Below are 22,894 nucleotides of genomic sequence, written 5' to 3'. Positions count from 1 at the left end.
ATGGAGACCGGCCTAGTATGCCCGCCGCTGGCGGCAAAAAAAACGCCCCTTGGGGGCGTTTGTCTGGAATTCCGGGGATCTTGCGGGCCTCATCGCTGGCAAGCCAGCTCCCACAAGGGTGGGAGCTGGCTTGCCAGCGATGAGGCCCTCCTGGGCGAAATCAGGCTTTGACGAGGATCGAGGTGCCAGTCATCTCCGCCGGAATCTCCATGCCCATCAGGGTCAGCATGGTCGGCGCCACGTCCGCCAGCACGCCGCCCTCGCGGACCTTCAGGTCACGCTTGCCGTAATAGATGAAGGGCACCGGCTCGGTGGTGTGCGCCGTGTGCGCCTGGCCGGTGGATTCGTCTTCCATCTGCTCGACGTTGCCGTGGTCGGCGGTGATCAGCGCTTCGCCACCGACCTTGTCCAGCGCCTCGGTGATGCGACCGATACAGGTGTCCAGGGCCTCGACGGCCTTTACCGCAGCCGAGAACACGCCGGTATGGCCGACCATGTCGCCGTTGGCGTAGTTGACCACGATCACGTCGTAGCGCTGTTGCTCGATGGCCTCGACGATGCGGTCGGTGACTTCCGGCGCGCTCATTTCCGGTTGCAGGTCATAGGTGGCGACCTTCGGCGACGGGATCAGGATGCGTTCTTCGCCGGGGAACGGCTCTTCGCGACCGCCCGAGAAGAAGAAGGTGACGTGTGCGTACTTCTCGGTTTCGGCGATGCGCAGCTGGGTCTTGCCGTTGTTGGCCAGGTACTCGCCAAGCACGTTGTGCAGGCTGGCCGGGGCGAAGGCCGCCGGGGCCGGGATTTTCGCCGAGTACTGGGTCAGGCCGATGTAGGCCGCCAGCTTCGGCAGGCGTGCACGGGGGAATTCGTTGAAGTCCGGCTCGACGAACACGCGGGACAGCTCGCGGGCGCGGTCGGCGCGGAAGTTCATGAAGATCACGGCGTCGCCGTCCTCGACCTTCACGGCTTCGCCGATGCGCGTGGGCTTGACGAATTCGTCGCTCTCGTCGCGGGCGTAGGCGGCTTCGAGGCCGGCCAGGGCACTGTCGGCGCTGTAGTCGGCAACGCTGTCGACGATCAGGTTGTAGGCGGCGCTGACGCGGTCCCAGCGGTTGTCGCGGTCCATTGCGTAGTAGCGGCCGATGATACTGGCGATGCGGCCCTTGCCCAGTTTGGCGAAGGTGGCGTCGAGCAGTTCGATGGACGATTGCGCGCTGCGTGGCGGGGTGTCGCGGCCGTCGAGGAAGGCGTGCAGGTAGATGCGCTCGGCACCCCGCTGCGCGGCCAGTTCGGCCATCGCCACCAGGTGATCCTGATGGCTGTGCACGCCACCGTCGGAGAGCAGGCCAAGGATGTGCACGGCCTTGCCGGCACCCACGGCTTTGTCGACGGCACCGGTCAGCACCGGGTTCTCGAAGAACTCGCCGTCGCGAATGGCCTTGGTCACGCGGGTGAAGTCCTGGTACACGACCCGGCCGGCGCCGAGGTTCATGTGGCCGACTTCCGAGTTGCCCATCTGCCCGTCGGGCAGCCCGACGTCCATGCCGGAGCCGGAGATCAGGCCATGCGGCCGGGTAGCGCGCAGGCGATCGTAGACCGGCGTGTTGGCGGCGAAGATGGCGTTGTACTCGGGGCTTTCGCTGTGACCGAAACCATCCAGGATGATCAGGACCAAAGGCTTGGGCGTGCTCGTCATCAAAATCTACTCACGGTTGTAGATGAGAAAGGTGCGCATTTTAGGGCAAATTGGCCAGTCTTGACGAATTCCGCGTCCCTTGAGCGACGGTCGTCCCGACAGACAGTATTGTCATGATGAGAATTACTGTCGTTTACCCCACGCAGCAGGCTTTGGCGGCCCATTGCTGCTGTGTATACTGGCCGCCATTTTTAATGACCTGGAACACCCTCCGATGGTTGCTCATCTGATTGAATTCGCGACAAATCACTACCTGCTGGTTGCACTTTTCCTGGTTCTGCTGGTTCTGCTGATCGTCTACGAGGCCCGCAAAGGCGGCCGCAGCCTGAGCAACGGCGAGCTGACCGCACTGGTCAACGGCGACAAGGCCGTGGTGATCGATATCCGTCCCAGCAAGGACTACTCGGCAGGCCACATCGTTGGCGCGATCAACATCCCGCAGGACAAGTTCGCAGCCCGCATCGGCGAGCTGGAAAAGCACAAAGGCAGCAAGACCCTGATCATCGTCGACAACATGGGCCAGCATTCCGGCACCATCTGCCGCGACCTGCTCAAGGCCGGCTTCACCGCCGCCAAGCTGTCCGGCGGTGTGTCCAGCTGGAAAGCCGACAACCTGCCGCTGGTGAAGTGACATGAAGCCGGTCATCGTCTATTCCAGCGACTACTGCCCGTACTGCATGCGTGCCAAGCAACTGCTGGCGAGCAAGAACATTGCCTTCGAAGAGATCAAGGTCGACGGCAAGCCCCAGGTTCGCGCAGAGATGACCCGGAAGGCCGGGCGCACCTCGGTGCCGCAGATCTGGATCGGCGAAACCCACGTCGGCGGTTGCGACGATCTTTATGCACTGGAGCGCGCCGGCAAGCTCGACGCCCTGCTCCAGGCGTGAATCCCAAACCCTCTAAAGACCCTGCAAAGAAGGATCTGTCATGACCGAGCAAAACAACGGCGCTGCCGAAGACAGCGCACCGCAATTCTCCCTGCAGCGCATCTACGTGCGTGACCTGTCGTTCGAAGCGCCGAAAAGCCCGGCGATCTTCCGTCAGCAGTGGGAACCGAGCGTTTCCCTTGACCTGAACACCAAGCAGAAAGGCCTGGAAGGCGACTTCCACGAGGTCGTCCTGACTCTGTCGGTGACCGTGAAGAACGGTGACGAAGTGGCCTTCATCGCTGAAGTCCAGCAGGCCGGTATCTTCCTGATCAAGAACCTGGATGCGGCCTCGATGAGCCACACCCTGGGCGCGTTCTGCCCGAACATCCTGTTCCCGTACGCTCGCGAAGCGCTGGACAGCCTGGTCACCCGCGGTTCGTTCCCGGCGCTGATGCTGTCTCCGGTCAACTTCGACGCCCTGTACGCGCAGGAAATGCAGCGCATGCAGGAAGCCGGCGAAGCGCCTTCGCTGCAGTAAGCGATGGTGGTTCGAGAAAGCGCCCTTCGGGGCGTTTTTTTATGCAGGTGGGATTTGTGGTGGGGTTGAGGGCCTCATCGCTGGCAAGCCAGCTCCCACAGGGATCGCGTAACCCTGTGGGAGCTGGCTTGCCAGCGATGCTCTTTCAGGCGAAACCTTGCTGGCGCCAGGCCTCGTAGACGGCCACGGCGACGGTGTTGGACAGGTTCAGGCTGCGGCAGCCCGGGCGCATCGGCAGGCGCAGGCGCTGGCCGCTCTCGAGCGCATCCAGTACCTCTGCCGGCAAACCACGGCTCTCCGGCCCGAACAGAAACGCATCGCCCGGCTCGAACGCCACTTCATGGAAGGGCTGCGAGCCCTTGGTGGTGAAGGCAAACAAGCGCGGCTGGCCCAGGCTTTCCAGGCACGAGGCGAGGTCGACATGGCGCTTCAGGGTGGCGTACTCGTGGTAGTCCAGGCCGGCCCGGCGCAGGCGCTTGTCGTCCAGTTCGAAGCCGATCGGCTCGATCAGGTGCAGGTCGCAGCCGCTGTTGGCGCAGAGCCTGATAATGTTGCCGGTATTGGGTGGAATTTCCGGTTGAAAAAGGATCACGTGAAACATGCACGGCTCCGAGCATAAAGATGACGCGCATTCTACCCCCGACGAGCCGGACCCGCGTTCGAAATCCTGGCCGCGGGTCCTGTTTTCCCTCGCCCTGTTCGGCATGCTGGTGGGCCTGATGATCGGCCGCCTGACCGCGCCCGAGCCCCGGGTGCTGGAACAGGTGGAAGTGGTTACTGGCGGATTGGACCTTTGGTTCAACGAGGAACCCAGGCTGCACGGCGAAACCGTCGACGGTACCGTGGCACTGCTGTTCGATGCGGAGGGGAAGGCGGGGAAGGGCCAGCTGAGCTTCGGCGACAAGCCGGTGAGCTGGCGGCTGCGCAAGACCGATCAGGGTCTGTTGCTGAGCCTGGTGGCGGCCCGTCCACTGCAGGCCCGCTGGGCGGGAGAGTCAGTGGAGGACCGCTGGCGTGTGCAGGTGAGACTGCACGAATAAAAGAGGGGAATCCCCGGCCTGCCTGTACCAAGGCCCCCAAAACAGGAGATGTCTGTACTAATGCAGGCGCTGTGCCAACTTTTCAAAACCGCCTTGGATCAAGGGTTTCGGGCAGATTAAAGGGGATTTTCAGCAGATTGCTGATGATTTTTGCCTTCAGGCGGTGCGCGCGGCGCAATTTCGGTTCATGAATGGGGCATTCGCGCCGTGCCCCGGCTGAAACGACCGCGGGGCCGGCGCCTGGCACGATGTTCCGTGTCAGGCGGCGGCCCCGCGATCATTTCGCTGCGTCGGTTCAGGACTCTTCGTCGTCCCCATCGTCGGCACCGTCCACCTTCATGCCCAGTTCCTTGATCTTCCGGGTCAGGGTATTGCGGCCCCAGCCCAGCAGTACGGCGGCATCCCGGCGGCGGCCGGCGGTGTGCTTGAGAGCAGTCTCGATCATGATTCGCTCGAAGCTCGGCACGGCGCTGTCGAGCAGGCTCGACTGGCCTCGCGACAGCGCCTGGTCCGCCCACTGGCGCAGCGCCTGTTCCCAGTTGGTTACCGGGGCGGCGTCCTGTGGCAGGCTCAGCAGCTCCGGCGGCAGGTCACCGACATGGACTTCGCGGCCGGAGGCCATGACCGTGATCCAGCGGCAGGTATTCTCCAGCTGGCGCACGTTGCCCGGCCAGGGAAGGTTGCGGATGAATTCCTCGGTTTCCGGCTTGAGCAGCTTGGGTTCCACTGCCAGTTCCTGGGCGGCGCGCCCGAGGAAGTGACGGGCCAGGGCCGGGATGTCCTCGCGACGATCGGCCAGGCGCGGAATATGGATGCGGATCACGTTGAGGCGGTGGAACAGGTCTTCCCGGAACTTGCCGGCCTGTACCAACGTTTCCAGGTTCTGGTGGGTCGCTGCAATGATGCGCACATCGACCTTGACCGGCGTGTGCCCGCCGACCCGGTAGAACTCGCCGTCGGCAAGGACGCGCAGCAGGCGGGTCTGGGTGTCGGCCGGCATGTCGCCGATCTCGTCGAGGAACAGGGTGCCGCCGTCGGCCTGCTCGAAGCGGCCACGGCGCAGGTTGGCAGCGCCGGTGAAGGCGCCTTTCTCGTGGCCGAACAGCTCGGATTCCATCAGGTCCTTGGGAATCGCGGCCATGTTCAGGGCGATGAACGGCGCGCTCGCGCGTGGGCTGTGGCGATGCAGGGCATGGGCCACCAGCTCCTTGCCGGTCCCGGATTCGCCGTTGATCAACACGGTGATGTTGGAATGGCTCAGGCGCCCGATGGCACGGAACACCTCCTGCATCGCCGGCGCTTCGCCGATGATTTCCGGGGTACGGGTCAGGGCCGGGGCGACGTCCATGCCCTGTTGTTCCTGGGCATGCTGGTTGGCGCGCTTGACCAGCGACACTGCTTCGTCCACGTCGAAGGGCTTGGGCAGGTACTCGAACGCGCCGCCCTGGTAGGAAGCCACCGCGCTGTCCAGGTCGGAATGTGCGGTCATGATGATCACCGGCAGGCGCGGGTGCTGCTCGCGGATCTGTGCCAGCAGGTCGAGGCCACTGGCGCCCGGCATGCGGATGTCGGAAATGATTACGTCCGGCTGCTGGCGGGCCAGGCGGCTCATGACGCCATCGGCACTGTCGAAGCTCTGGGTATTCATGCCTTCCTGTTGCAAGGCTTTTTCCAGGACCCAGCGGATAGAGCGGTCGTCATCGACGATCCAGACAGTTTCACTACGGCTCATGAGGAAGCGGCTCCTTGTTCCAGTGGCAGGAAGATCGAGAAGGTGGTGTGGCCCGGGTGGCTGTCACACTCGATCAGGCCCTGGTGCTGGCTGATGATGTTCTGGGTGATGGCCAGGCCCAGCCCGGTACCGTCCGGGCGGCCGCTGACCATGGGATAGAAGAGGGTGTCCTGCAGTTCCGCAGGAATGCCGGGGCCGTTGTCGATGATCTCGACCTTGGCCACCAGGCGATGGCGCACATGGCCGATGGTGAACTGGCGCATGGCCCGGCTGCGCAGGGTGATGCGCCCCAGGCGCAGTTCGTTCTGCGCGCTGATGGCCTGCATGGCGTTGCGGACGATGTTGAGTACCGCCTGGATCATCTGTTCGCGGTCAATCAGCACGTCCGGCAGGCTCGGGTCGTAGTCGCGCACCAAAGTGATGCCACCCTGGCTTTCCGCCTCGACCAGGCTGCATACCCGTTCCAGCACTTCGTGGATGTTGGTCAGGGCCAGCATCGGCAGCTTGTTCGAGCCGAGCATGCGGTCTACCAGGTTACGCAGGCGGTCGGCCTCTTCGATGATGACGTTGGTGTAGTCCTTGAGCCCTTCGTCGGGTAGTTCGCGGGCCAGCAACTGGGCGGCACCGCGGATTCCGCCGAGCGGGTTCTTGATCTCGTGGGCCATGCCGCGCACCAGCATCTTGGTGGTTTCCTGCTTGGACAGCTGGGCCTCTTCCTTGGTGATGCGCAGCAGACGGTCGCGGGGATGCACTTCGAGCAGCAGCAGGGTGCGCCCGTTGCTGAGGATCGGCGTAACGGCGTAGTCGACGGTCAGGCTTTGCCCGGTCAACGAGGTGAGCTGGGCCTCGCGCTTGGTGAAGGGGTGCGCGTGCTCCACCGCCTGGCGCAGCGAGTTCAGGGCCTCGCTGGACTCGGTGAAGAGTTCGCTGATGAACTGGCCATGGCTACGCTGGCCGCTGATCGCCAGCAGCATCTCCGCCGCCGGGTTCATGTACTCAAGGCGCAGTTCGGCGTTGAGCAGGATGGTAGCGGTGGTCAGGTTGTCCAGTAGTAATCGGTGCAGTGCATCGCTGATGGTCATGTGGCGTCTTTGACCTCTTTTGGCACATGTCGGACCCGGCTCCGGCCAGGGGCGCGAACGCTGGTCATTCGCTGATCCGATGAAAATGCAAAAAGCAAACCAAGGCTCCGAAAAGAAGCGGAAATCCCGGTAATACGCCTTGGGTTTGCCCGAAAAAAGTCTACAAAGCCCTGCTAGTGGAGATTTTGTGACCCAAAATGGGATGGAGTTTGAAGGTGCGCATGATTATGCGCACCAATATAGAGCATTGGCCTGGACTCAATCGCTTTTGCACAGGCTGAGGGTGGCTTGGGCCGTTGCGGCCATCATCATCAGCGGATATCCCTTTTGTCTTTTCTTGCTTTCCAGTGCGGTGCCAACCAGGATGCGGCATCGCTCCCGGTAGTTGGCGTTATCGAAGGCAGCGAGGCTGGACAGCAGCTCTTCCTGCATCTGGTCGAGAACGATACGCAGTGAAGCGAGATCTTCTCCGGGGGCGAGGTCAGGTAGCTTCTCGAATAGCCCGTTGGTCATGACGGCGGACTGGACAAATTTGCTGGCTTTTATCTGATCGGCAAAGAAGGTGCGCACGCGGTCCTCGCTCAAGCCATGACGCTTGCCCGCCTCGACGGCACTGGCGATGACTTCCTGTTCACGCTTGAGGTCCTCGAGGGGCAAGCGAGCCTTCGATTTGTAAATCGCCACCAAGCGAGCGGTGTCGTTTCGCTGCTCGATCACGCGCATAAGTCTGGTCACTTCCGGTGGTATGTCGACTGGAGGCGCGACCTCGTGGAGGGTCAGGTCGTCAAAGAGCAGTTCGCCAGCGACTGATGGGGCGCTGTATCCGATCAGGGCGACAAGGGGAGTAACAGGATAAATCGCATAGGGCAGCCTCGCTTGAGTGAGCGGGCCAGCATGGGCGAGGGGGAAGAGACTTCACATCAGTGGAAGCGCCGATGCTTGTACGAAAAAGGCCTCCCGTGGGAGGCCTTTTCTTAATTCCAAGTTTCAAGCTGCAAGTCGCAAGAAAAAGCTGTGCTGCCGACTGCTTTTTCTTGTCGCTTGAAGCTTGTTGCTGGCCTGGGATCAACGTGCAGGTAATGCCTGCTCCTCTTGCGCCGCGATCACGGAAAGAGGCAGGCCCGGGCTGCCCGCATAGAAAACGACCAGCTCTGCGCCGCGGCTGCCGGCGTGGCCGCGGTGGACTACGCCGGTAACTTCCGCGAGGGCCTCGCCAGCGCGCAGGCGCTTTTCGCGACCGTCGCGGGTTTCGACGCGCAACTCGCCCGCCAGCAGGTAGCCAGCATTGGGTGCAGGATGACTATGCCAGTCCAGGGAGGTATCGGGAGCGATACGGATCTTCAGCAGGCTGAGTTCGGGGCTGCCTGCGGGGTAGTCGGGATACGGCGAGCCGTCCCAGGCGGTGCTGGTGCGCAGCAGGAGCTGTGCATCGACGGGCTTGGTGGCGGGAGCACTGGAGCAGGCGCCGATCAGGGCCAGTGAACCGACAAGGAAGAGACGTTTGATCATGGCAGGGTCTCGCTGAGTGGGAGCGGACCAGCATGGTGGAGAGGGAAACGCTGGACTATCAGCTCTGGAGCTGAAGCCTGTAAGAAAAAGGCCTCCCGAAGGAGGCCTTTTCACACTTACGCCGCTTGCGCGTGCGTCACTGGATTAGCAGCTGTAGTACAGGTCGTATTCCAGTGGGTGTACGAAGGTACGGACCTTGATTTCTTCCTCGGATTTCAGAGCGATGTAGGCATCGATGAAGTCGTCGGAGAACACGCCGCCCTTGGTCAGGAACGCACGGCCTTTGTCCAGTTCTTCCAGGGCCTCTTTCAGGCTGCCGCAGACTTGCGGGATTTCCTTGGCTTCTTCTGGTGGCAGGTCGTACAGGTTCTTGTCCGCTGCGTCGCCTGGGTGGATCTTGTTCTGGATGCCGTCCAGGCCGGCCATCAGCAGGGCAGCGAAGGCCAGGTACGGGTTGGCAGCCGGATCCGGGAAGCGGGCTTCGATACGGCGGGCTTTCGGGCTGCCGACGTAAGGAATGCGGATCGAGGCGGAACGGTTGCGAGCCGAGTAGGCCAGCATGACCGGGGCTTCGAAGCCTGGGACCAGACGCTTGTAGGAGTTGGTCGAAGGGTTGGTGAAGCCGTTCAGCGCCTTGCCGTGCTTGATGATGCCGCCGATGAAGTACAGGGCGGTGTCGGACAGGCCGGCATAGCCTTCGCCGGAGAAGGTGTTCTTGCCTTCTTTCCAGATCGACATGTGCACGTGCATGCCCGAGCCGTTGTCACCGTACAGCGGCTTCGGCATGAAGGTCGCGGTGCGGCCGTAGGCATCGGCAACGTTGTGCACGACGTACTTCAGGGTCTGGACTTCGTCGGCCTTCTTCACCAGGGTGTTGAACTTGACGCCGATTTCGTTCTGGCCGGCAGTCGCCACTTCGTGGTGGTGGACTTCGACGGTCTGGCCCATCTCTTCCAGTGCGTTGCACATGGCGGTACGGATTTCGTGGTCGTGGTCGAACGGTGGAACAGGGAAGTAGCCGCCCTTGACGCCTGGACGGTGGCCCTTGTTGCCGCCTTCGACGTCCTGGTCGGACATCCAGGAGCCTTGCTCGGAGAAGATCTTGAACATCGAGCCGGAGATGTCGGACTTGAACTTCACTTCGTCGAAGATGAAGAACTCAGGCTCCGGGCCTGCGAAGGCGGTGTCACCGATGCCGGTGCTCTTCAGGTACTCTTCGGCGCGCTTGGCGATCGCACGTGGGTCGCGATCGTAGCCTTGCATGCTCGAAGGTTCGATGATGTCGCAGACCAGGATCAGGGTCGGCTCTTCGGTGAACGGGTCCAGGACGGCGGTTTCGTCGACCGGCATCAGGATCATGTCGGAGGCTTCGATGCCTTTCCAGCCAGCGATGGAGGAACCGTCGAACATCTTGCCGACTTCGAAGAAGTCGTCTTCCAGCGCGTCACGGGCTGGCATGGTGACGTGGTGCTGGGTGCCGCGGGTGTCAGTGAAGCGCAGATCAATCCATTTAACGTCATGATCTTTGATGAGTTGAACCGACTTCGACATGGTGTCCTCCGGGTGGGGTAGAGCTTGCCTGTGCAGCCCTTGAATTTGGGTGATGCCGGGCCGGAATACTCGACCAAGGCAACCTGCCTCACAAGGGAGCAAATTGCATGCCAGTGCCCGAAAACGGGATTTATGCCCCCTTTTCTCGCGTTTAAGCCGATTCTGTAAGAAATGTGGTTTTTTTCTGCACTCTTTAGATGCGGCGAATTACGCAGTTGAACCAATTTGGTGCGCATTAAGGTCATCGGACAAAAGTTGGTCAAACCTTGAGCAATTTCCGCTATAATCCGCGCCCCCCTTTTTCGGCTGGCCGCTCGCGCGCTGTTTTCCATGAAACTGATCGTCAAAGTCTTTCCAGAAATCACCATCAAGAGCCGCCCGGTGCGCAAGCGGTTCATCCGTCAGCTCGGCCGCAATATCCGCGCCGTGCTGCGTGAGCTCGACCCCGAGGTCAAGGTCGATGGTGTCTGGGACAACCTCGAAGTGGTTACCCGCGTCGAGGACGAGAAAGTGCTGCGCGAGATCACCGAGCGCCTGACCTGCATGCCGGGCATCGCGCATTTCCTCCAGGTGGACGAATACCCGCTGGGCGACTTCGACGATATCGTCGCCAAGTGCAAGACCCACTTCGGCTACCTGCTGGCCGGCAAGCGCTTCGCCGTGCGCTGCAAGCGCGGCGGCCACCATGATTTCACCTCGATGGACGTCGATCGCTACGTGGGCAGCCAGTTGCGCCAGCAGTGCGGTGCTGCCGGCATCGACCTGCGCAATCCCGAAGTGGAAGTGCGCATCGAGATCCGCGACAAACGCCTCTACGTGATCCACAACCAGCACAAGGGTATCGGCGGCTACCCGCTGGGCGCGCTGGAGCAGACCCTGGTACTGATGTCCGGCGGGTTCGACTCTACCGTCGCGGCCTTCCAGATGATGCGCCGCGGCCTGATGACCCACTTCTGCTTCTTCAACCTGGGTGGCCGTGCCCACGAGCTGGGGGTGATGGAAGTCGCCCACTACCTGTGGAAGAAATACGGCAGCAGCCAGCGCGTGCTGTTCGTCAGCGTGCCGTTCGAGGAAGTGGTTGGCGAGATCCTCGGCAAGGTCGACAACAGCTATATGGGCGTGACCCTCAAGCGCATGATGCTGCGCGCTGCCGCCCGCGTTGCCGACCGCCTGGAGATCGATGCGCTGGTGACCGGCGAGGCGATTTCCCAGGTGTCCAGCCAGACCCTGCCGAACCTCGCGGTGATCGACTCGGCCACCGACAAGCTGGTGCTGCGTCCGCTGCTGGCCAGCCACAAGCAGGACATCATCGACCAGGCCTACCAGATCGGTACCGCCGAGTTCGCCAAGCATATGCCGGAATATTGCGGTGTGATCTCGGTGAACCCGACCACCTGCGCCAAGCGCCATCGCGTCGATCACGAAGAGAAGCAGTTCGACATGCAGGTGCTGGAGCGCGCCCTGGAGCGTGCCCGCTACATCTCCATCGACAACGTGATCGATGAACTGGGCCAGGACGTGCAGGTCGAAGAGCTTGCCGAAGCCCTGCCGGGCCAGATCGTCATCGATATCCGCCACCCCGATGCCCAGGAAGACGCGCCCCTGCAACTCGACGGCATCGAAGTCCAGGCCGTGCCGTTCTATGCCCTGAACAGCCGCTTCAAGCACCTGGATGGCAACCGCCAATATTTGCTCTATTGCGATAAAGGTGTCATGAGCCGCCTGCATGCTCATCACCTGCTCAGTGAGGGACACGCCAATGTGCGCGTTTATCGCCCCGCCTAGGAAGCACGATGGCGATCGTTCCCGCCATCGTCCTCCCGACCGGATTTCCTGCTCCGTTTACTGAAACCCGCTGCCCTGGCGGCGGCACCGAATACCTGAGATCGAGATACACACAGTGATTGAGAATCTGCGCAACATCGCCATCATCGCCCACGTTGACCATGGTAAAACCACCCTGGTCGACAAACTCCTGCGCCAATCCGGCACCCTGGAGCGTAACGAGCTCAACGACGAGCGCGTCATGGACTCCAATGACCAGGAAAAAGAGCGCGGTATTACCATTCTGGCGAAGAACACCGCCATCAACTGGAATGGCTACCACATCAACATCGTCGACACCCCCGGCCACGCCGACTTCGGTGGTGAAGTAGAGCGCGTAATGTCGATGGTCGACTCCGTGCTGCTGCTGGTCGACGCCCAGGACGGCCCTATGCCGCAAACCCGTTTCGTGACCAAGAAGGCTTTCGAAGCCGGTCTGAAGCCGATCGTCGTGATCAACAAGGTCGACCGTCCGGGCGCGCGTCCTGACTGGGTCCTGGACCAGATCTTCGACCTGTTCGACAACCTCGGCGCCACCGACGAACAGCTGGACTTCAAGGTCGTCTACGCCTCGGCCCTGAACGGCATCGCCGGCCTGGACCACACCGAAATGGCCGAAGACATGACCCCGCTGTACCAGTCGATCGTCGACAACGTACCAGCGCCTGCCGTTGACCGTGATGGTCCGTTCCAGATGCAGATCTCCGCTCTGGACTACAACAGCTTCCTCGGTGTTATCGGCGTTGGCCGTATCGCCCGTGGCCGCGTCAAGCCGAACACCCCGGTTGTCGCCATCGACACCGACGGCAAGCGCCGCAACGGTCGTATCCTGAAGCTGATGGGCCACCACGGCCTGCACCGCGTTGACGTCGAAGAAGCCCAGGCTGGCGACATCGTCTGCATCAGCGGTTTCGACGAGCTGTTCATCTCCGACACCCTGTGCTCCCCGGACGCAGTCGAAGCGATGAAGCCGCTGACCGTCGACGAGCCGACCGTTTCCATGACCTTCCAGGTGAACGACTCGCCGTTCTGCGGCAAGGAAGGCAAGTTCGTGACCTCCCGCAACATCAAGGAGCGTCTGGACAAGGAACTGCTGTACAACGTTGCACTGCGCGTTGAAGAAGGCGACTCGGCCGACAAGTTCAAGGTTTCCGGCCGTGGTGAACTGCACCTGTCGGTCCTGATCGAAACCATGCGTCGCGAAGGCTTCGAGATGGCTGTTGGTCGTCCCGAGGTAATCATCCGCGAAGTCAACGGCGTCAAGCACGAGCCGTTCGAGAACGTCACCATCGACATCCCTGAAGAATCCCAGGGCAAGGTCATGGAAGAAATGGGCCTGCGCAAGGGCGACCTGACCAACATGGCGCCGGATGGCAAGGGCCGTGTACGTCTGGAATACAACATTCCAGCTCGTGGTCTGATCGGTTTCCGTAACCAGTTCCTGACCCTGACCAACGGTGCAGGCATCCTGACCTCGATCTTCGACCGCTACGACACCATGAAATCCGGCCACATGTCCGGCCGCCTGAACGGCGTACTGGTTTCGGTCGAGACCGGCAAGGCCCTGACCTACTCCCTGGAAACCCTGCAGGCGCGCGGCAAGCTGTTCGTCGAGCACGGCCAGGAAATCTACAACGGTCAGATCGTTGGTCTGAACAGCCGTGACAACGACCTGGGTGTGAACCCTACCAAAGGCAAGAAGCTCGACAACATGCGTGCTTCGGGCAAGGATGAGACCATCGCCCTGGTTCCGCCGGTTCGTTTCACCCTGGAACAGGCCCTGGAATTCATCCAAGACGACGAGCTGTGCGAAGTTACTCCTAAGTCGATCCGTCTGCGCAAGAAGATCCTCGACGAAGGCGAGCGTACCCGCGCTGCCAAGAAAGCCAAGGCCAACTAAGCCCGGCTTGAAATGAAAAAGCCCCCGGTCGCAAGGCCGGGGGCTTTTTTTTGCCTGATGTTCTTGTAGTGTTTTTCAGGGCCTCATCGCTGGCAAGCCAGCTCCCACAGGGTCTGCATGCGCCGTACCTGTGGGAGCTGGCTTGCCAGCGATGCTTTTAGCGGCTCGCCGGCTTCGGCTTGTAGGCACAGTACCCCGGCCGCGGCCCGACCCGTGGGTGATTGCGGCAGGTGTCCGGACGCTTGTCGTAAATGGTGCACAGGCGGGTCTTGCGGTCCAGATAGAGGCAGTCGTCGTTGCTCATGCGGGTCAGGGTGAAGATCCCGGACTTCTGGTTGAAGCGCTCGACGATGCCATCCTTCTGCAACCGCTTGGCGATATTCTTCGGCGGCTCGCCGACTTCGAATTCGTCCACCACGCCAATACGGATCAGGTCTTTCAACTTCACTTCCACCGGCAAGGTGCAACAGGTGGACATGCAGCCGCCGCACATGTGGCTGGCGTATTTCTGCCACGTTTCGAGACGGTCGAGCTCGGCGGCGGCAATCAGGGTCGGTTTCATCAGGGGTCAGGCATATAGGTATGGGAAGGCGCGCGATCATACCGGAGTTGATCAAAATGTGAACAACCATTTGCGAAAACCCTGGCAATCGGTCCCGCTTTTGCAGAGGTTTGCAACGAGCCCTGGCGAACCCGCGCCGACGCTCTGTGTCGAAGCGTCTAGGCTGTCAGATCACCATCGGCAATCGTCAAACCCGCTCGAGGACCCCGCATGTCTCAGGAATCGAACGCTCGTGACGCAGAGGTGGCCGCGTTTCGCACCGCTGTACTGGAAAAACTGACCTATGCGGTCGGCAAGGACCCGGAACACGCCTTCGACCATGACTGGTTCGAAGCCATCGCCCTGGCCGCCAGGGACCACATGGTCGATCACTGGATGGACCACACGCGGCAGATCTACCGCAGTAGCCAGAAGCGGGTCTATTACCTTTCCCTGGAATTCCTGATCGGCCGGCTGCTCTACGACAGCCTGAGCAACCTCGGCCTGCTGGAGGTGGCCCGCGAAGCCCTGCAGGGGCTCGACGTGGACCTGGAGCGCATCCGCCTGCTGGAGCCCGACGCGGCGCTGGGCAATGGCGGCCTCGGGCGCCTGGCCGCGTGTTTCATGGAGTCCATGTCGACCCTCGGTATCGCCGCCCACGGCTATGGCATCCGCTACGAACACGGGCTGTTCCGCCAGGCGGTGGTGGATGGCTGGCAGCAGGAGCAGACCGAGAACTGGCTGGATTTCGGCAACCCCTGGGAGTTCGAGCGGGCCGAGGTGATCTATCCGATCAGCTTCGGCGGGCGAGTGGAGACCGTGCACGGCGGCGATGGCGAGCCGCGCCAGGTGTGGTGGCCGGCGGAAACCGTACGTGCGGTGGCCTATGACACGCCAGTGGTGGGCTGGCGTGGCGCGAGCGTCAATACCCTGCGCCTGTGGCGGGCGAGGGCGCTGGAGGAGCTGCACCTGGAACGCTTCAATGCGGGCGACCACCTGGGCGCGGTGGCGGAAGTGGCCCGGGCCGAGAGCATTTCCCGGGTGCTTTACCCGGCCGACAGCACCGAGGCCGGGCAGGAGTTGCGCCTGCGCCAGGAATACTTCTTCGTTTCGGCCTCGCTGCAGGACTTGCTGCGCCGCCACCTGAACATGCATGACACCCTGCTCAACCTGCCTGACCAGGCAGCCATCCAGCTCAACGACACCCATCCGTCGATCGCCGTGGCCGAACTGATGCGCCTGCTGGTCGACCAGCATGAAGTGCCGTGGGACACCGCCTGGCAACTGACCGTCAATACCCTGGCCTACACCAACCACACCCTGCTCCCGGAAGCGCTGGAGACCTGGGCGGTGAACCTGATGGAGCGCATGCTGCCGCGGCACATGCAGATCATCTACCTGATCAACGCGTATCACATCGACTCGCTGCGGGCCAAGGGCATCCACGACTTCGACGTGCTGCGCGCGGTGTCGCTGATCGAGGAAGACAACGGCCGCCGGGTGCGCATGGGCAACCTGGCGTTCCTCGGTTCGCACAGCGTCAACGGCGTCTCGGCATTGCACACCAAGCTGATGCGCAGCACGGTGTTTTCCGAGCTGCACAAGCTCTACCCGGAGCGGATCAATAACAAGACCAACGGCATTACCTTCCGCCGCTGGCTGTACCAGTCCAATCCGCAGCTCACCGCCATGCTGGTCAACGCCCTCGGCGAGGACCTGCTGGACAGCCCGGAAACCAGGCTGCGAGACCTGGAACCCTTCGCCGACAAGCCCGGCTTCCGCAAGAAGTTCGCCGAGCAGCGCCTGCACAGCAAGCGTGCACTGGCGGCGATCATCCAGGAGCGCCTGGGCATCACCGTCAATCCGGAGGCGATGTTCGACGTTCAGGTCAAGCGTATCCACGAGTACAAGCGCCAGTTGCTCAACCTGATGCACACCGTCGCCCTGTACCAGGCGATCCGTGCCGAGCCGGGCACCGACTGGGTGCCGCGGGTGAAGATCTTCGCCGGCAAGGCCGCAGCCAGCTATCACCAGGCCAAGCTGATCATCAAGCTGGCCAACGATATCGCCCAGGTCGTCAACAACGACCCGACGGTACGCGGCCTGCTCAAGGTGGTGTTCCTGCCCAACTACAACGTCAGCCTGGCGGAAAGCATCATCCCGGCGGCAGACCTTTCCGAGCAGATCTCCACCGCCGGCTACGAGGCCTCGGGCACCAGCAACATGAAGTTCGGCCTCAACGGCGCACTGACCATCGGCACCCTCGATGGCGCCAACGTGGAAATGTGCGAACAGGTCGGGGCCGAGCACATGTTCATCTTCGGCCTCACCGCCCAGCAGGTCGAAGGCCGCAAGCGCAACGGCGATTTCGATGCCAGTCCGATCATCGGGGCCTCGCACCGGCTCAACGACGTGCTCCAGGCGATCCGTGGCGGTGTGTTCTCGCCTGACGATCCGGCGCGATACGTCGGGCTGGTGGATTCGCTGGTGTCCTACGACCGCTTCCTGCTTTGCGCCGATTTCGACGCCTATTGGGAGGCCCAGCGACGGGTTGACGAGCTCTGGCACGAGCCTGATCGCTGGTGGCGCTCGGCGGTGCTCAATACCGCACGCATGGGCTGGTTCTCTTCGGACCGCACCATCGGCGAATATGCCCGGGAAATCTGGACGGCGCTGGAATGACCGGGGAAGGCGCGGCGAACGGCGGGAACCAGATCCCGGATGTGCCGTCTGATCGGGCAGGGCTGTCCTACTGCTCGCCCGCGCCTGCCTCTCCCTGTAAACTGCGTGGGTTTTTCTTACTCCCTCATTCCTCCGGAGCCATACATGTCCCGCGTTACCCTGAGTCGCTATCTGATTGAGCAGACCCGTAGCAACAGCACCCCTGCCGATCTGCGCTTCCTGATCGAAGTGGTGGCGCGTGCATGCAAGGAAATCAGCCACAACGTCTCCAAGGGCGCCCTCGGCGGTGTGCTGGGCAGCATGGGCACCGAAAACGTGCAGGGCGAAGTCCAGAAGAAACTGGACGTGATTTCCAACGACATCCTGCTTGAAGCCAACGAGTGGGGCGGCCACCTGGCCGGCATGGCCTCGGAAGAAATGGACAATGCCTACCAGATTCCGGGCAAATATCCGAAAGGCGCCTACCTGCTGGTCTTCGACCCGCTGGACGGCTCGTCGAACATCGACGTCAACGTCTCGGTCGGCACCATCTTCTCGGTACTGCGCTGCCCTAACGAGTACCTGAGCCAGAACGAAAGCCTCAACGAAAAGGCCTTCCTCCAGCCGGGCACCAAGCAGGTTGCCGCCGGCTATGCCATCTACGGCCCGCAGACCATGCTGATCCTGACCCTGGGCAACGGCGTCAAGGGCTTCACCCTGGATCGCGAGCTGGGCAGCTTCGTCCTGACCCACGAGAACATCAAGGTTCCGGAAAGCACCGCCGAATTCGCCATCAACATGTCCAACCAGCGTCACTGGGAAGAACCGGTGACCCGCTATGTTGGCGAGCTGCTGGCAGGCGAGACCGGCCCGCTGAAGAAGAACTACAACATGCGCTGGATCGCCTCGATGGTGGCCGACGTGCATCGCATCCTGACCCGTGGCGGCCTGTTCATGTACCCGCGTGACGCGCGCGAGCCGTCCAAGCCGGGCAAGCTGCGTTTGATGTACGAAGCCAACCCGATGTCGTTCATCATCGAGCAGGCCGGCGGTGCGTCCACCGATGGCAAGCAGCGTATCCTCGACATCCAGCCGGACAGCCTGCACCAGCGCGTTGCGGTATTCCTCGGTTCGAAAGAGGAAGTCCAGCGCGTCACCGGTTATCACCAGGAGTAACCCGCCATGCTCGCACCTTGGCAGCCGCTGCTGGAATGGTGGTTCGGATGGGGCACCAGCCCGCAGGACGTCGCTGACGAGAAGAGCACGCTGTGGTTCGGCAAGCAGCATGACGCCGAGGCGCAGGAGCGCTTCGGCCCGCTGGTCGAGCAGGCGCTGGCCGGAGGCCTGGAGGAGTGGCTGGAAAGCCCGCAGGGCTGGCTCGGGCTGGTGCTGTTGCTGGACCAGTTGCCGCGGATGATCTACCGCGACACGCCGCGCGCCTTCGATGGCGACCGGCGCGCCCAGGTCCTGGTGATGCAGGGCCTGGACCGGGCCTGGGACTACCAGCTGCTGCCATTGCAGCGGGTGTTCATCCTGCTGGTGCTGGAGCATGCCGAAGTGCTGGACTGGCAGAACATCTGCGTCGAGCGCTACCAGACCCTGCTGGCAGCACAGCCGGCGGCGGATCGCCGCCTGTTCGAGGGATTCCTCGACTATGCCGAGCAGCATCAGCGCGTGATCGCCCGTTTCGGGCGCTTCCCGCACCGCAACCTGGTGCTCGGGCGACCCAGTACCAGCGAAGAAATGGATTTCCTCCTGGAACCTGGCTCCCGGTTCTGACCCCGTTTCCTGCGGTTCCCCAAAGCAAAACGCCGGCATAGCCGGCGTTTTGCTATCTAGCGCCCGTCAACTTCTGCAAGGCCCATCGATCCTGCGGCTTACCGAAAGCGCACGCCTTCGGGAACCGGAGTGAGGTTTTGCCTTCTAAGCTGTCGGCAGTGGTCTGGCCCCTGTCACCTCATTCCCAGGAGTACCCCTCATGTCCGTGCGTTCCCTCGCCCTCTTGTCCCTGTGCGTGTTGCTGGCTGCCTGCAGCAAGCTCAACCAGGAGAACTATTCCAAGCTCAAGACCGGTATGACCAAGGCGGAGGTCGAGCAACTGCTGGGAAGCCCGACCGAATGTTCCGGCGCCCTGGGTGTGTCCAGCTGTACCTGGGGGGATGAAAAGACCTTCATCAGTGTCCAGTACGCTGGCGACAAGGTGCTGATGTACGCGGGGCAGGGCCTGAAATGATGCGTCGCGCTTTGCTGGCATGCTGTACCGCCCTGGCGCTGGCGGGTTGCGCCACGCCGCAGGTCGGGCCCATGCCGCCGAAGACGGTGGAAAACGTCGATTTGAAACGGTATCAGGGCAAGTGGTACGAGCTGGCCCGGCTGCCGATGTTCTTCCAGCGCGACTGCGCGCAATCCGAAGCGCATTACAACCTGCGTGCCGATGGCAGCGTGGGTGTGCTCAATCGTTGCCTGACCCTGGACGGCAAGTGGCAGGAAGCCAGCGGCAGCGCCACGCCACAGGAGCCGGGCAAGACCGACAAGCTGTGGGTGCAGTTCGATAACTGGTTCATGAAGTTGCCCGGGGCGCCGAAGGGCAACTACTGGGTGCTGTATGTCAGCAGCGACTACCAGACGGCGCTGGTGGGCAATCCGGATCGCAAGTACCTGTGGCTGTTGTCGCGTACGCCGACCTTGCCGGCGGTAGAGCGCGAGAGCCTGCTGGCCAAGGCGCGGCAGCAGGGGTACGACACCACCCGCCTGGTATGGCGGGTGTCGGACCGGGACATCGCGCGCAAGCCCTGAGATTTTGTGGTGTTCTTTCGGGCCCTATCGCTGGCAAGCCAGCTCCCACAGGTACTGCACAGACCTCAAGATTTGTGCTGATTTGTGGGAGTCCGCCCAGCCTTTCAGGCTGCGCTGTCGCGCAGAGAACAGTTCCAAAGCACGACGCGTACCCTGTGGGAGATTCTATGGCCGGAGGCAACTTTTTCGCCGACGGCCTTTTCTGCCCTCTCCATTTTCTACAGGCGTGGGTTGTCGCACCTGTGAGGACGCTCCCAGGTGTAAGGCTGTTTCAGAGGTCTAATCGCTGTGAGCTGCGCAGCAGCTCCAGTCAGCCAACTGGTTTTGCACCTCCGGTATAGACCTGCGGTTTCCAGTCCGTTTGGCTCTTCATCAAGCCATAGGCCAGCCGTGCCATCTTCCGTGAAAGGATTACCAGCGCCTGAGTGGTCTTCTTGCCTCGCTCCAGATGGTGTGCGTAAAACTGCTTCCAGGTCTGGGTTCGACTGCCGCTCATCGCCGCGTTGTGCAGTAGCCTGCGAACCTCCGAGTCCCCGCGCTTGCTTAATCTCCCTCGGCCGACCCACTTCCCGGACTGAGCCGTTATCACGTCCATTCCCAAGTACGCGACAAACGCATCGCTGTTGGCAAATTCACCGCGAATGAACGACATCGTCAAACCAACTGCCGTGAGGAAACCGACACCAGGCAGCTGTTGAAGGCGGCGTAACTGATCCCTAAGTCCCGTTTCCTTGACGATTTCGCGCAAACGCATTTCGAACAATCGCTCAAGGCGTTTGCACGTCTTTTCGATGACCTCCAGTTCTTTCTCGAACAACTTTTCTCCCGACAAACTCATGCGCATCATGCCGCGCATTTCCACAATTTTGGCGCGGCGTCGCAGCAGCATCTGGAGCTCGCGGTGGCCAGGCGGTGCCGGCACCCACATCTTCAGTGACGCGCGTTCCCTGTTCAGAAAACGGGCGAGCAAGGTGGCGTCATTGGCGTCAGTCTTCGCTCGTACACCGAGGCTGTCACGGTAGCGGCTCAGCCTGAGACCATCGACCACATAGACGCTCAAGCCCGCACCATGAGCCTGCTCGGCAAGCTCCATGTGATAGGAGCTGGTTGCCTCGATGGCGAGGGCAGACCTTCTGGGTACTGTCTTGAGCCAGGTCTTGATCGATTTTGGAGTGTTGGGGATGGCGAAAGGCTTGGTGTCTGGGCCGCTTTGAATCACCAATTCGTCTTTGGCGACATCCACACCGGCTTCGACGGGAACGACGGGCATTGCCATTGCTAACTGCTCTCTGTAGCGTGACGGGACTTGAAGGGCGCACCCTGGCGCAGGCTTGCATCTATCGTCGCTTGCAAACGAGGCATTCCTTATCGGCGCTTGGGGTGCTGAAAGGAGGAGGGGTGATTTCTCCCACGGTCTGTACTGCTCGCGACAGTCAGAAGCGAGTTATGTCCCTCCTCCTCCCTTCAAGTCCTACCATACAAGCGGGTTCATCGGAACGCCGAACCGCCGCGATTGCGGTAGTGAATTCACAATAGCAATCGCGGGTGAACCCGCTCCCACAAGGTCCCTGCAAATCAAAGAGTTATGTTTTGTTCTATGAGAGTTGGCTTGCCAGAGATGAGGCCCTGATATTCAAACCTGAATTCGCAGTGCACGCGGTCTTTGTGGGAGCTGGCTTGCCAGCGATAGGGCCCTTAGGTTCAACCGAGCAATTCCCTCAGTACCCGGCCAAACGCCTCGGCACTGTCCTCTTCACCAGCATGCCGCCCCTGCTGCACCACCCAAACCCCGTTCACCATCACATCCCGAACCTGCCGATCCCCACCGGCGAACAACCAGCGGTTCAAGATACTGTCGCCATCGGCCACCGCCAGGTACGGATCCCGCCCGTCCAGCACGATCCAGTCGGCCCGCTTGCCCACCGCCAGTTCGCCGACCGGCTGCCCCAGCGCCTGGGCGCCGCCATCGAGCGCTGCATCGAACAAGGTCCGCCCGACCATCGGCTGCGCCGCGCCATACAGGCGGTTGCGCCGCTGATCCCGCAGACGCTGGCCATACTCCAGCCAGCGCAATTCTTCGACCACGCTCAGCGATACATGGCTGTCCGACCCAATGCCCAGGCGTCCGCCCTGGGCGAGGAAATCCACGGCCGGGAAGATCCCGTCGCCGAGGTTCGCCTCGGTGGTCAGGCACAGGCCGGCAATCGCCCGGCTCCGGGCCATCGCCGCCACTTCGTCCGCCTCGGCGTGGGTGGCATGCACCAGGCACCAGCGCTCATCTACCTCGACGTTCTCATACAGCCACTGCAATGGTCGCCGGCCGCTCCAGGCCAGGCAGTCGTCGACTTCCTTCTGCTGCTCGGCGATATGGATATGCACCGGGCAGGCCTTGTCGCTGGCGGCCAGGACGGTGGCGATCTGCTCTGGCGTCACCGCCCGCAGCGAGTGGAAACACAGGCCCAATGCCTGGGCCGGTTGTGCGGCCAGCACGGGTTTCAGGCGCGATTGCAGTTCAAGGTATTGGTCGGTGCTGTTGATAAAGCGCCGCTGCCCGTCGTTCGGCGCCTGGCCGCCGAAGCCGGAGTGGCTGTAGAGCACCGGCAGCAGGGTCAGGCCGATCCCGCTGTGGCTCGCTGCTGCACTGATTCGCCGCGACAGTTCCAGCGGATCGGCGTAGGCCTTGCCCAGGGGGTCGTGATGCACATAGTGGAATTCCGCCACCGAGGTATACCCGGCCTTGAGCATCTCGATGTACAGCTGGCGCGCGATGATCTCGAGCTGTTCCGGGCTGATCTTGCCCACCAGCCGGTACATCAGTTCGCGCCAGGTCCAGAAGCTGTCGTTCGGGTTGCCCGCCACTTCCGCCAGCCCGGCCATCGCGCGCTGGAAGGCGTGCGAATGCAGGTTGGGCATTCCAGGCAGGAGCGGGCCGCCGAGCTTTTCCGCGCCGTCCGGTGAAGCGCCGGCCTGGATCGACGTCAGTACGCCGTTCGCGTCAACCTCGATTCGGACCTGTTTCGCCCAGCCGCTGGGCAGCAACGCACGTTCGGCAAAGTACACGGACATCGACACGGCACTCCGTTCTGTTATTTGTATATACATATACAGACGTTTGCCTGCCCGGTAAACTCCGGCAAGCTACCGTTCATTCAATA

General features: G+C 62.0%; 21 protein-coding genes. 11 read left to right on the top strand and 10 right to left on the bottom strand.

Annotated elements, in window-relative coordinates; genetic code table 11:
* Positions 1–160: 160 nt before the first annotated feature.
* On the bottom strand, positions 161–1,696 hold the full coding sequence (gpmI, locus tag CSV86_RS23875; protein ID WP_009396094.1) for a 2,3-bisphosphoglycerate-independent phosphoglycerate mutase: 1,536 nt from the start codon (positions 1,694–1,696) through the stop codon (positions 161–163).
* A 214-nt stretch (positions 1,697–1,910) separates the two neighbouring features.
* Between gpmI and CSV86_RS23870 the strand changes: the two genes are divergently transcribed.
* The 3 genes from CSV86_RS23870 to secB are packed head-to-tail and all read left to right on the top strand — an operon-like array spanning position 1,911 to position 3,103.
* On the top strand, positions 1,911–2,327 hold the full coding sequence (locus CSV86_RS23870; protein WP_009396095.1) for a rhodanese-like domain-containing protein: 417 nt from the start codon (positions 1,911–1,913) through the stop codon (positions 2,325–2,327).
* A 1-nt stretch (position 2,328) separates the two neighbouring features.
* Complete coding sequence (gene grxC / locus CSV86_RS23865) at positions 2,329–2,583, top strand: glutaredoxin 3 (RefSeq protein WP_009396096.1); 255 nt, start codon at positions 2,329–2,331, stop codon at positions 2,581–2,583.
* Positions 2,584–2,623: 40 nt separating this feature from the next.
* Positions 2,624–3,103 (top strand): protein-export chaperone SecB, encoded by a 480-nt coding sequence (gene secB, locus CSV86_RS23860; protein WP_009396097.1) that lies wholly within the window; start codon positions 2,624–2,626, stop codon positions 3,101–3,103.
* A gap of 145 nt (positions 3,104–3,248) precedes the next feature.
* Here the strand turns inward: secB and trmL are convergent, their stop codons facing one another.
* The gene (gene trmL, locus CSV86_RS23855; RefSeq protein WP_009396100.1) at positions 3,249–3,704 is read right to left on the bottom strand and encodes a tRNA (uridine(34)/cytosine(34)/5-carboxymethylaminomethyluridine(34)-2'-O)-methyltransferase TrmL; all 456 of its coding nucleotides are present in this window, start codon (positions 3,702–3,704) and stop codon (positions 3,249–3,251) included.
* On the opposite strand from trmL, the gene CSV86_RS23850 reads away from it, so the two are divergent.
* Positions 3,703–4,143, top strand: a complete 441-nt coding sequence (locus CSV86_RS23850; RefSeq protein WP_009396102.1) for a hypothetical protein — start codon at positions 3,703–3,705, stop codon at positions 4,141–4,143. The genes trmL and CSV86_RS23850 overlap by 2 nt on opposite strands.
* Positions 4,144–4,438: 295 nt before the next feature.
* Here CSV86_RS23850 and ntrC read toward each other — a convergent pair whose 3' ends face one another.
* The 5 genes from ntrC to glnA form a co-directional block, all read right to left on the bottom strand.
* The gene (gene ntrC / locus CSV86_RS23845) at positions 4,439–5,875 is read right to left on the bottom strand and encodes a nitrogen regulation protein NR(I) (protein ID WP_009396104.1); all 1,437 of its coding nucleotides are present in this window, start codon (positions 5,873–5,875) and stop codon (positions 4,439–4,441) included.
* Entirely contained in the window at positions 5,872–6,957 is a 1,086-nt protein-coding gene (gene glnL, locus CSV86_RS23840; RefSeq protein WP_009396106.1) for a nitrogen regulation protein NR(II), read from the bottom strand. The genes ntrC and glnL overlap by 4 nt, the downstream gene beginning before the upstream one ends.
* Positions 6,958–7,215: 258 nt before the next feature.
* Positions 7,216–7,692, bottom strand: a complete 477-nt coding sequence (aroQ, locus tag CSV86_RS23835; RefSeq protein ID WP_311985865.1) for a gamma subclass chorismate mutase AroQ — start codon at positions 7,690–7,692, stop codon at positions 7,216–7,218.
* 330 nt (positions 7,693–8,022) lie between these two features.
* The gene (locus CSV86_RS23830; protein WP_009396116.1) at positions 8,023–8,466 is read right to left on the bottom strand and encodes a cupin domain-containing protein; all 444 of its coding nucleotides are present in this window, start codon (positions 8,464–8,466) and stop codon (positions 8,023–8,025) included.
* Positions 8,467–8,610: 144 nt separating this feature from the next.
* Entirely contained in the window at positions 8,611–10,017 is a 1,407-nt protein-coding gene (glnA, locus tag CSV86_RS23825; RefSeq protein WP_009396117.1) for a type I glutamate--ammonia ligase, read from the bottom strand.
* 330 nt (positions 10,018–10,347) lie between these two features.
* Between glnA and thiI the strand changes: the two genes are divergently transcribed.
* On the top strand, positions 10,348–11,802 hold the full coding sequence (thiI, locus tag CSV86_RS23820; RefSeq protein WP_009396118.1) for a tRNA uracil 4-sulfurtransferase ThiI: 1,455 nt from the start codon (positions 10,348–10,350) through the stop codon (positions 11,800–11,802).
* Between the two features lie 115 nt (positions 11,803–11,917).
* Positions 11,918–13,741 carry a translational GTPase TypA gene (gene typA, locus CSV86_RS23815; RefSeq protein WP_009396119.1) on the top strand — a complete coding sequence of 608 codons (1,824 nt, stop codon included), beginning with the start codon at positions 11,918–11,920 and terminating at the stop codon, positions 13,739–13,741.
* Between the two features lie 157 nt (positions 13,742–13,898).
* Here typA and CSV86_RS23810 read toward each other — a convergent pair whose 3' ends face one another.
* Entirely contained in the window at positions 13,899–14,303 is a 405-nt protein-coding gene (locus CSV86_RS23810) for a YkgJ family cysteine cluster protein (RefSeq protein ID WP_009396120.1), read from the bottom strand.
* Positions 14,304–14,513: 210 nt separating this feature from the next.
* Between CSV86_RS23810 and CSV86_RS23805 the strand changes: the two genes are divergently transcribed.
* The 5 genes from CSV86_RS23805 to CSV86_RS23785 all read left to right on the top strand — a co-directional run bounded on the left by CSV86_RS23805 (position 14,514) and on the right by CSV86_RS23785 (position 19,739).
* Positions 14,514–16,964, top strand: coding sequence for a glycogen/starch/alpha-glucan phosphorylase (locus CSV86_RS23805; RefSeq protein WP_009396121.1), 2,451 nt, complete (start codon positions 14,514–14,516; stop codon positions 16,962–16,964).
* Between the two features lie 144 nt (positions 16,965–17,108).
* A complete protein-coding gene (locus CSV86_RS23800) occupies positions 17,109–18,119 on the top strand; it encodes a class 1 fructose-bisphosphatase (protein ID WP_009396122.1) in 1,011 nt (336 codons plus the stop codon).
* Positions 18,120–18,125: 6 nt separating this feature from the next.
* Positions 18,126–18,722, top strand: a complete 597-nt coding sequence (locus tag CSV86_RS23795; RefSeq protein WP_009396123.1) for a DUF924 family protein — start codon at positions 18,126–18,128, stop codon at positions 18,720–18,722.
* Between the two features lie 199 nt (positions 18,723–18,921).
* Positions 18,922–19,176 (top strand): outer membrane protein assembly factor BamE domain-containing protein, encoded by a 255-nt coding sequence (gene bamE / locus CSV86_RS23790; protein WP_009396124.1) that lies wholly within the window; start codon positions 18,922–18,924, stop codon positions 19,174–19,176.
* A complete protein-coding gene (locus tag CSV86_RS23785; RefSeq protein WP_009396125.1) occupies positions 19,176–19,739 on the top strand; it encodes a lipocalin family protein in 564 nt (187 codons plus the stop codon). Before bamE ends, CSV86_RS23785 begins: the two co-directional genes overlap by 1 nt.
* Before the next feature lie 310 nt (positions 19,740–20,049).
* Here the strand turns inward: CSV86_RS23785 and CSV86_RS23780 are convergent, their stop codons facing one another.
* Both CSV86_RS23780 and CSV86_RS23775 read right to left on the bottom strand, forming a co-directional pair.
* Complete coding sequence (locus CSV86_RS23780; RefSeq protein WP_009397694.1) at positions 20,050–21,015, bottom strand: IS110 family RNA-guided transposase; 966 nt, start codon at positions 21,013–21,015, stop codon at positions 20,050–20,052.
* Positions 21,016–21,440: 425 nt separating this feature from the next.
* Entirely contained in the window at positions 21,441–22,805 is a 1,365-nt protein-coding gene (locus CSV86_RS23775; RefSeq protein WP_009397726.1) for a formimidoylglutamate deiminase, read from the bottom strand.
* Between the last annotated feature and the right edge of the window lie 89 nt (positions 22,806–22,894).

The sequence above is a fragment of the Pseudomonas bharatica CSV86 genome, assembly GCF_000319305.2.
In the GTDB taxonomy this organism is placed as follows: Bacteria; Pseudomonadota; Gammaproteobacteria; order Pseudomonadales; family Pseudomonadaceae; genus Aquipseudomonas; species Aquipseudomonas bharatica.
The sequence above is the reverse complement of the archived record's forward strand: the minus strand, read 5'-3'. Positions and strand labels throughout refer to the sequence as shown.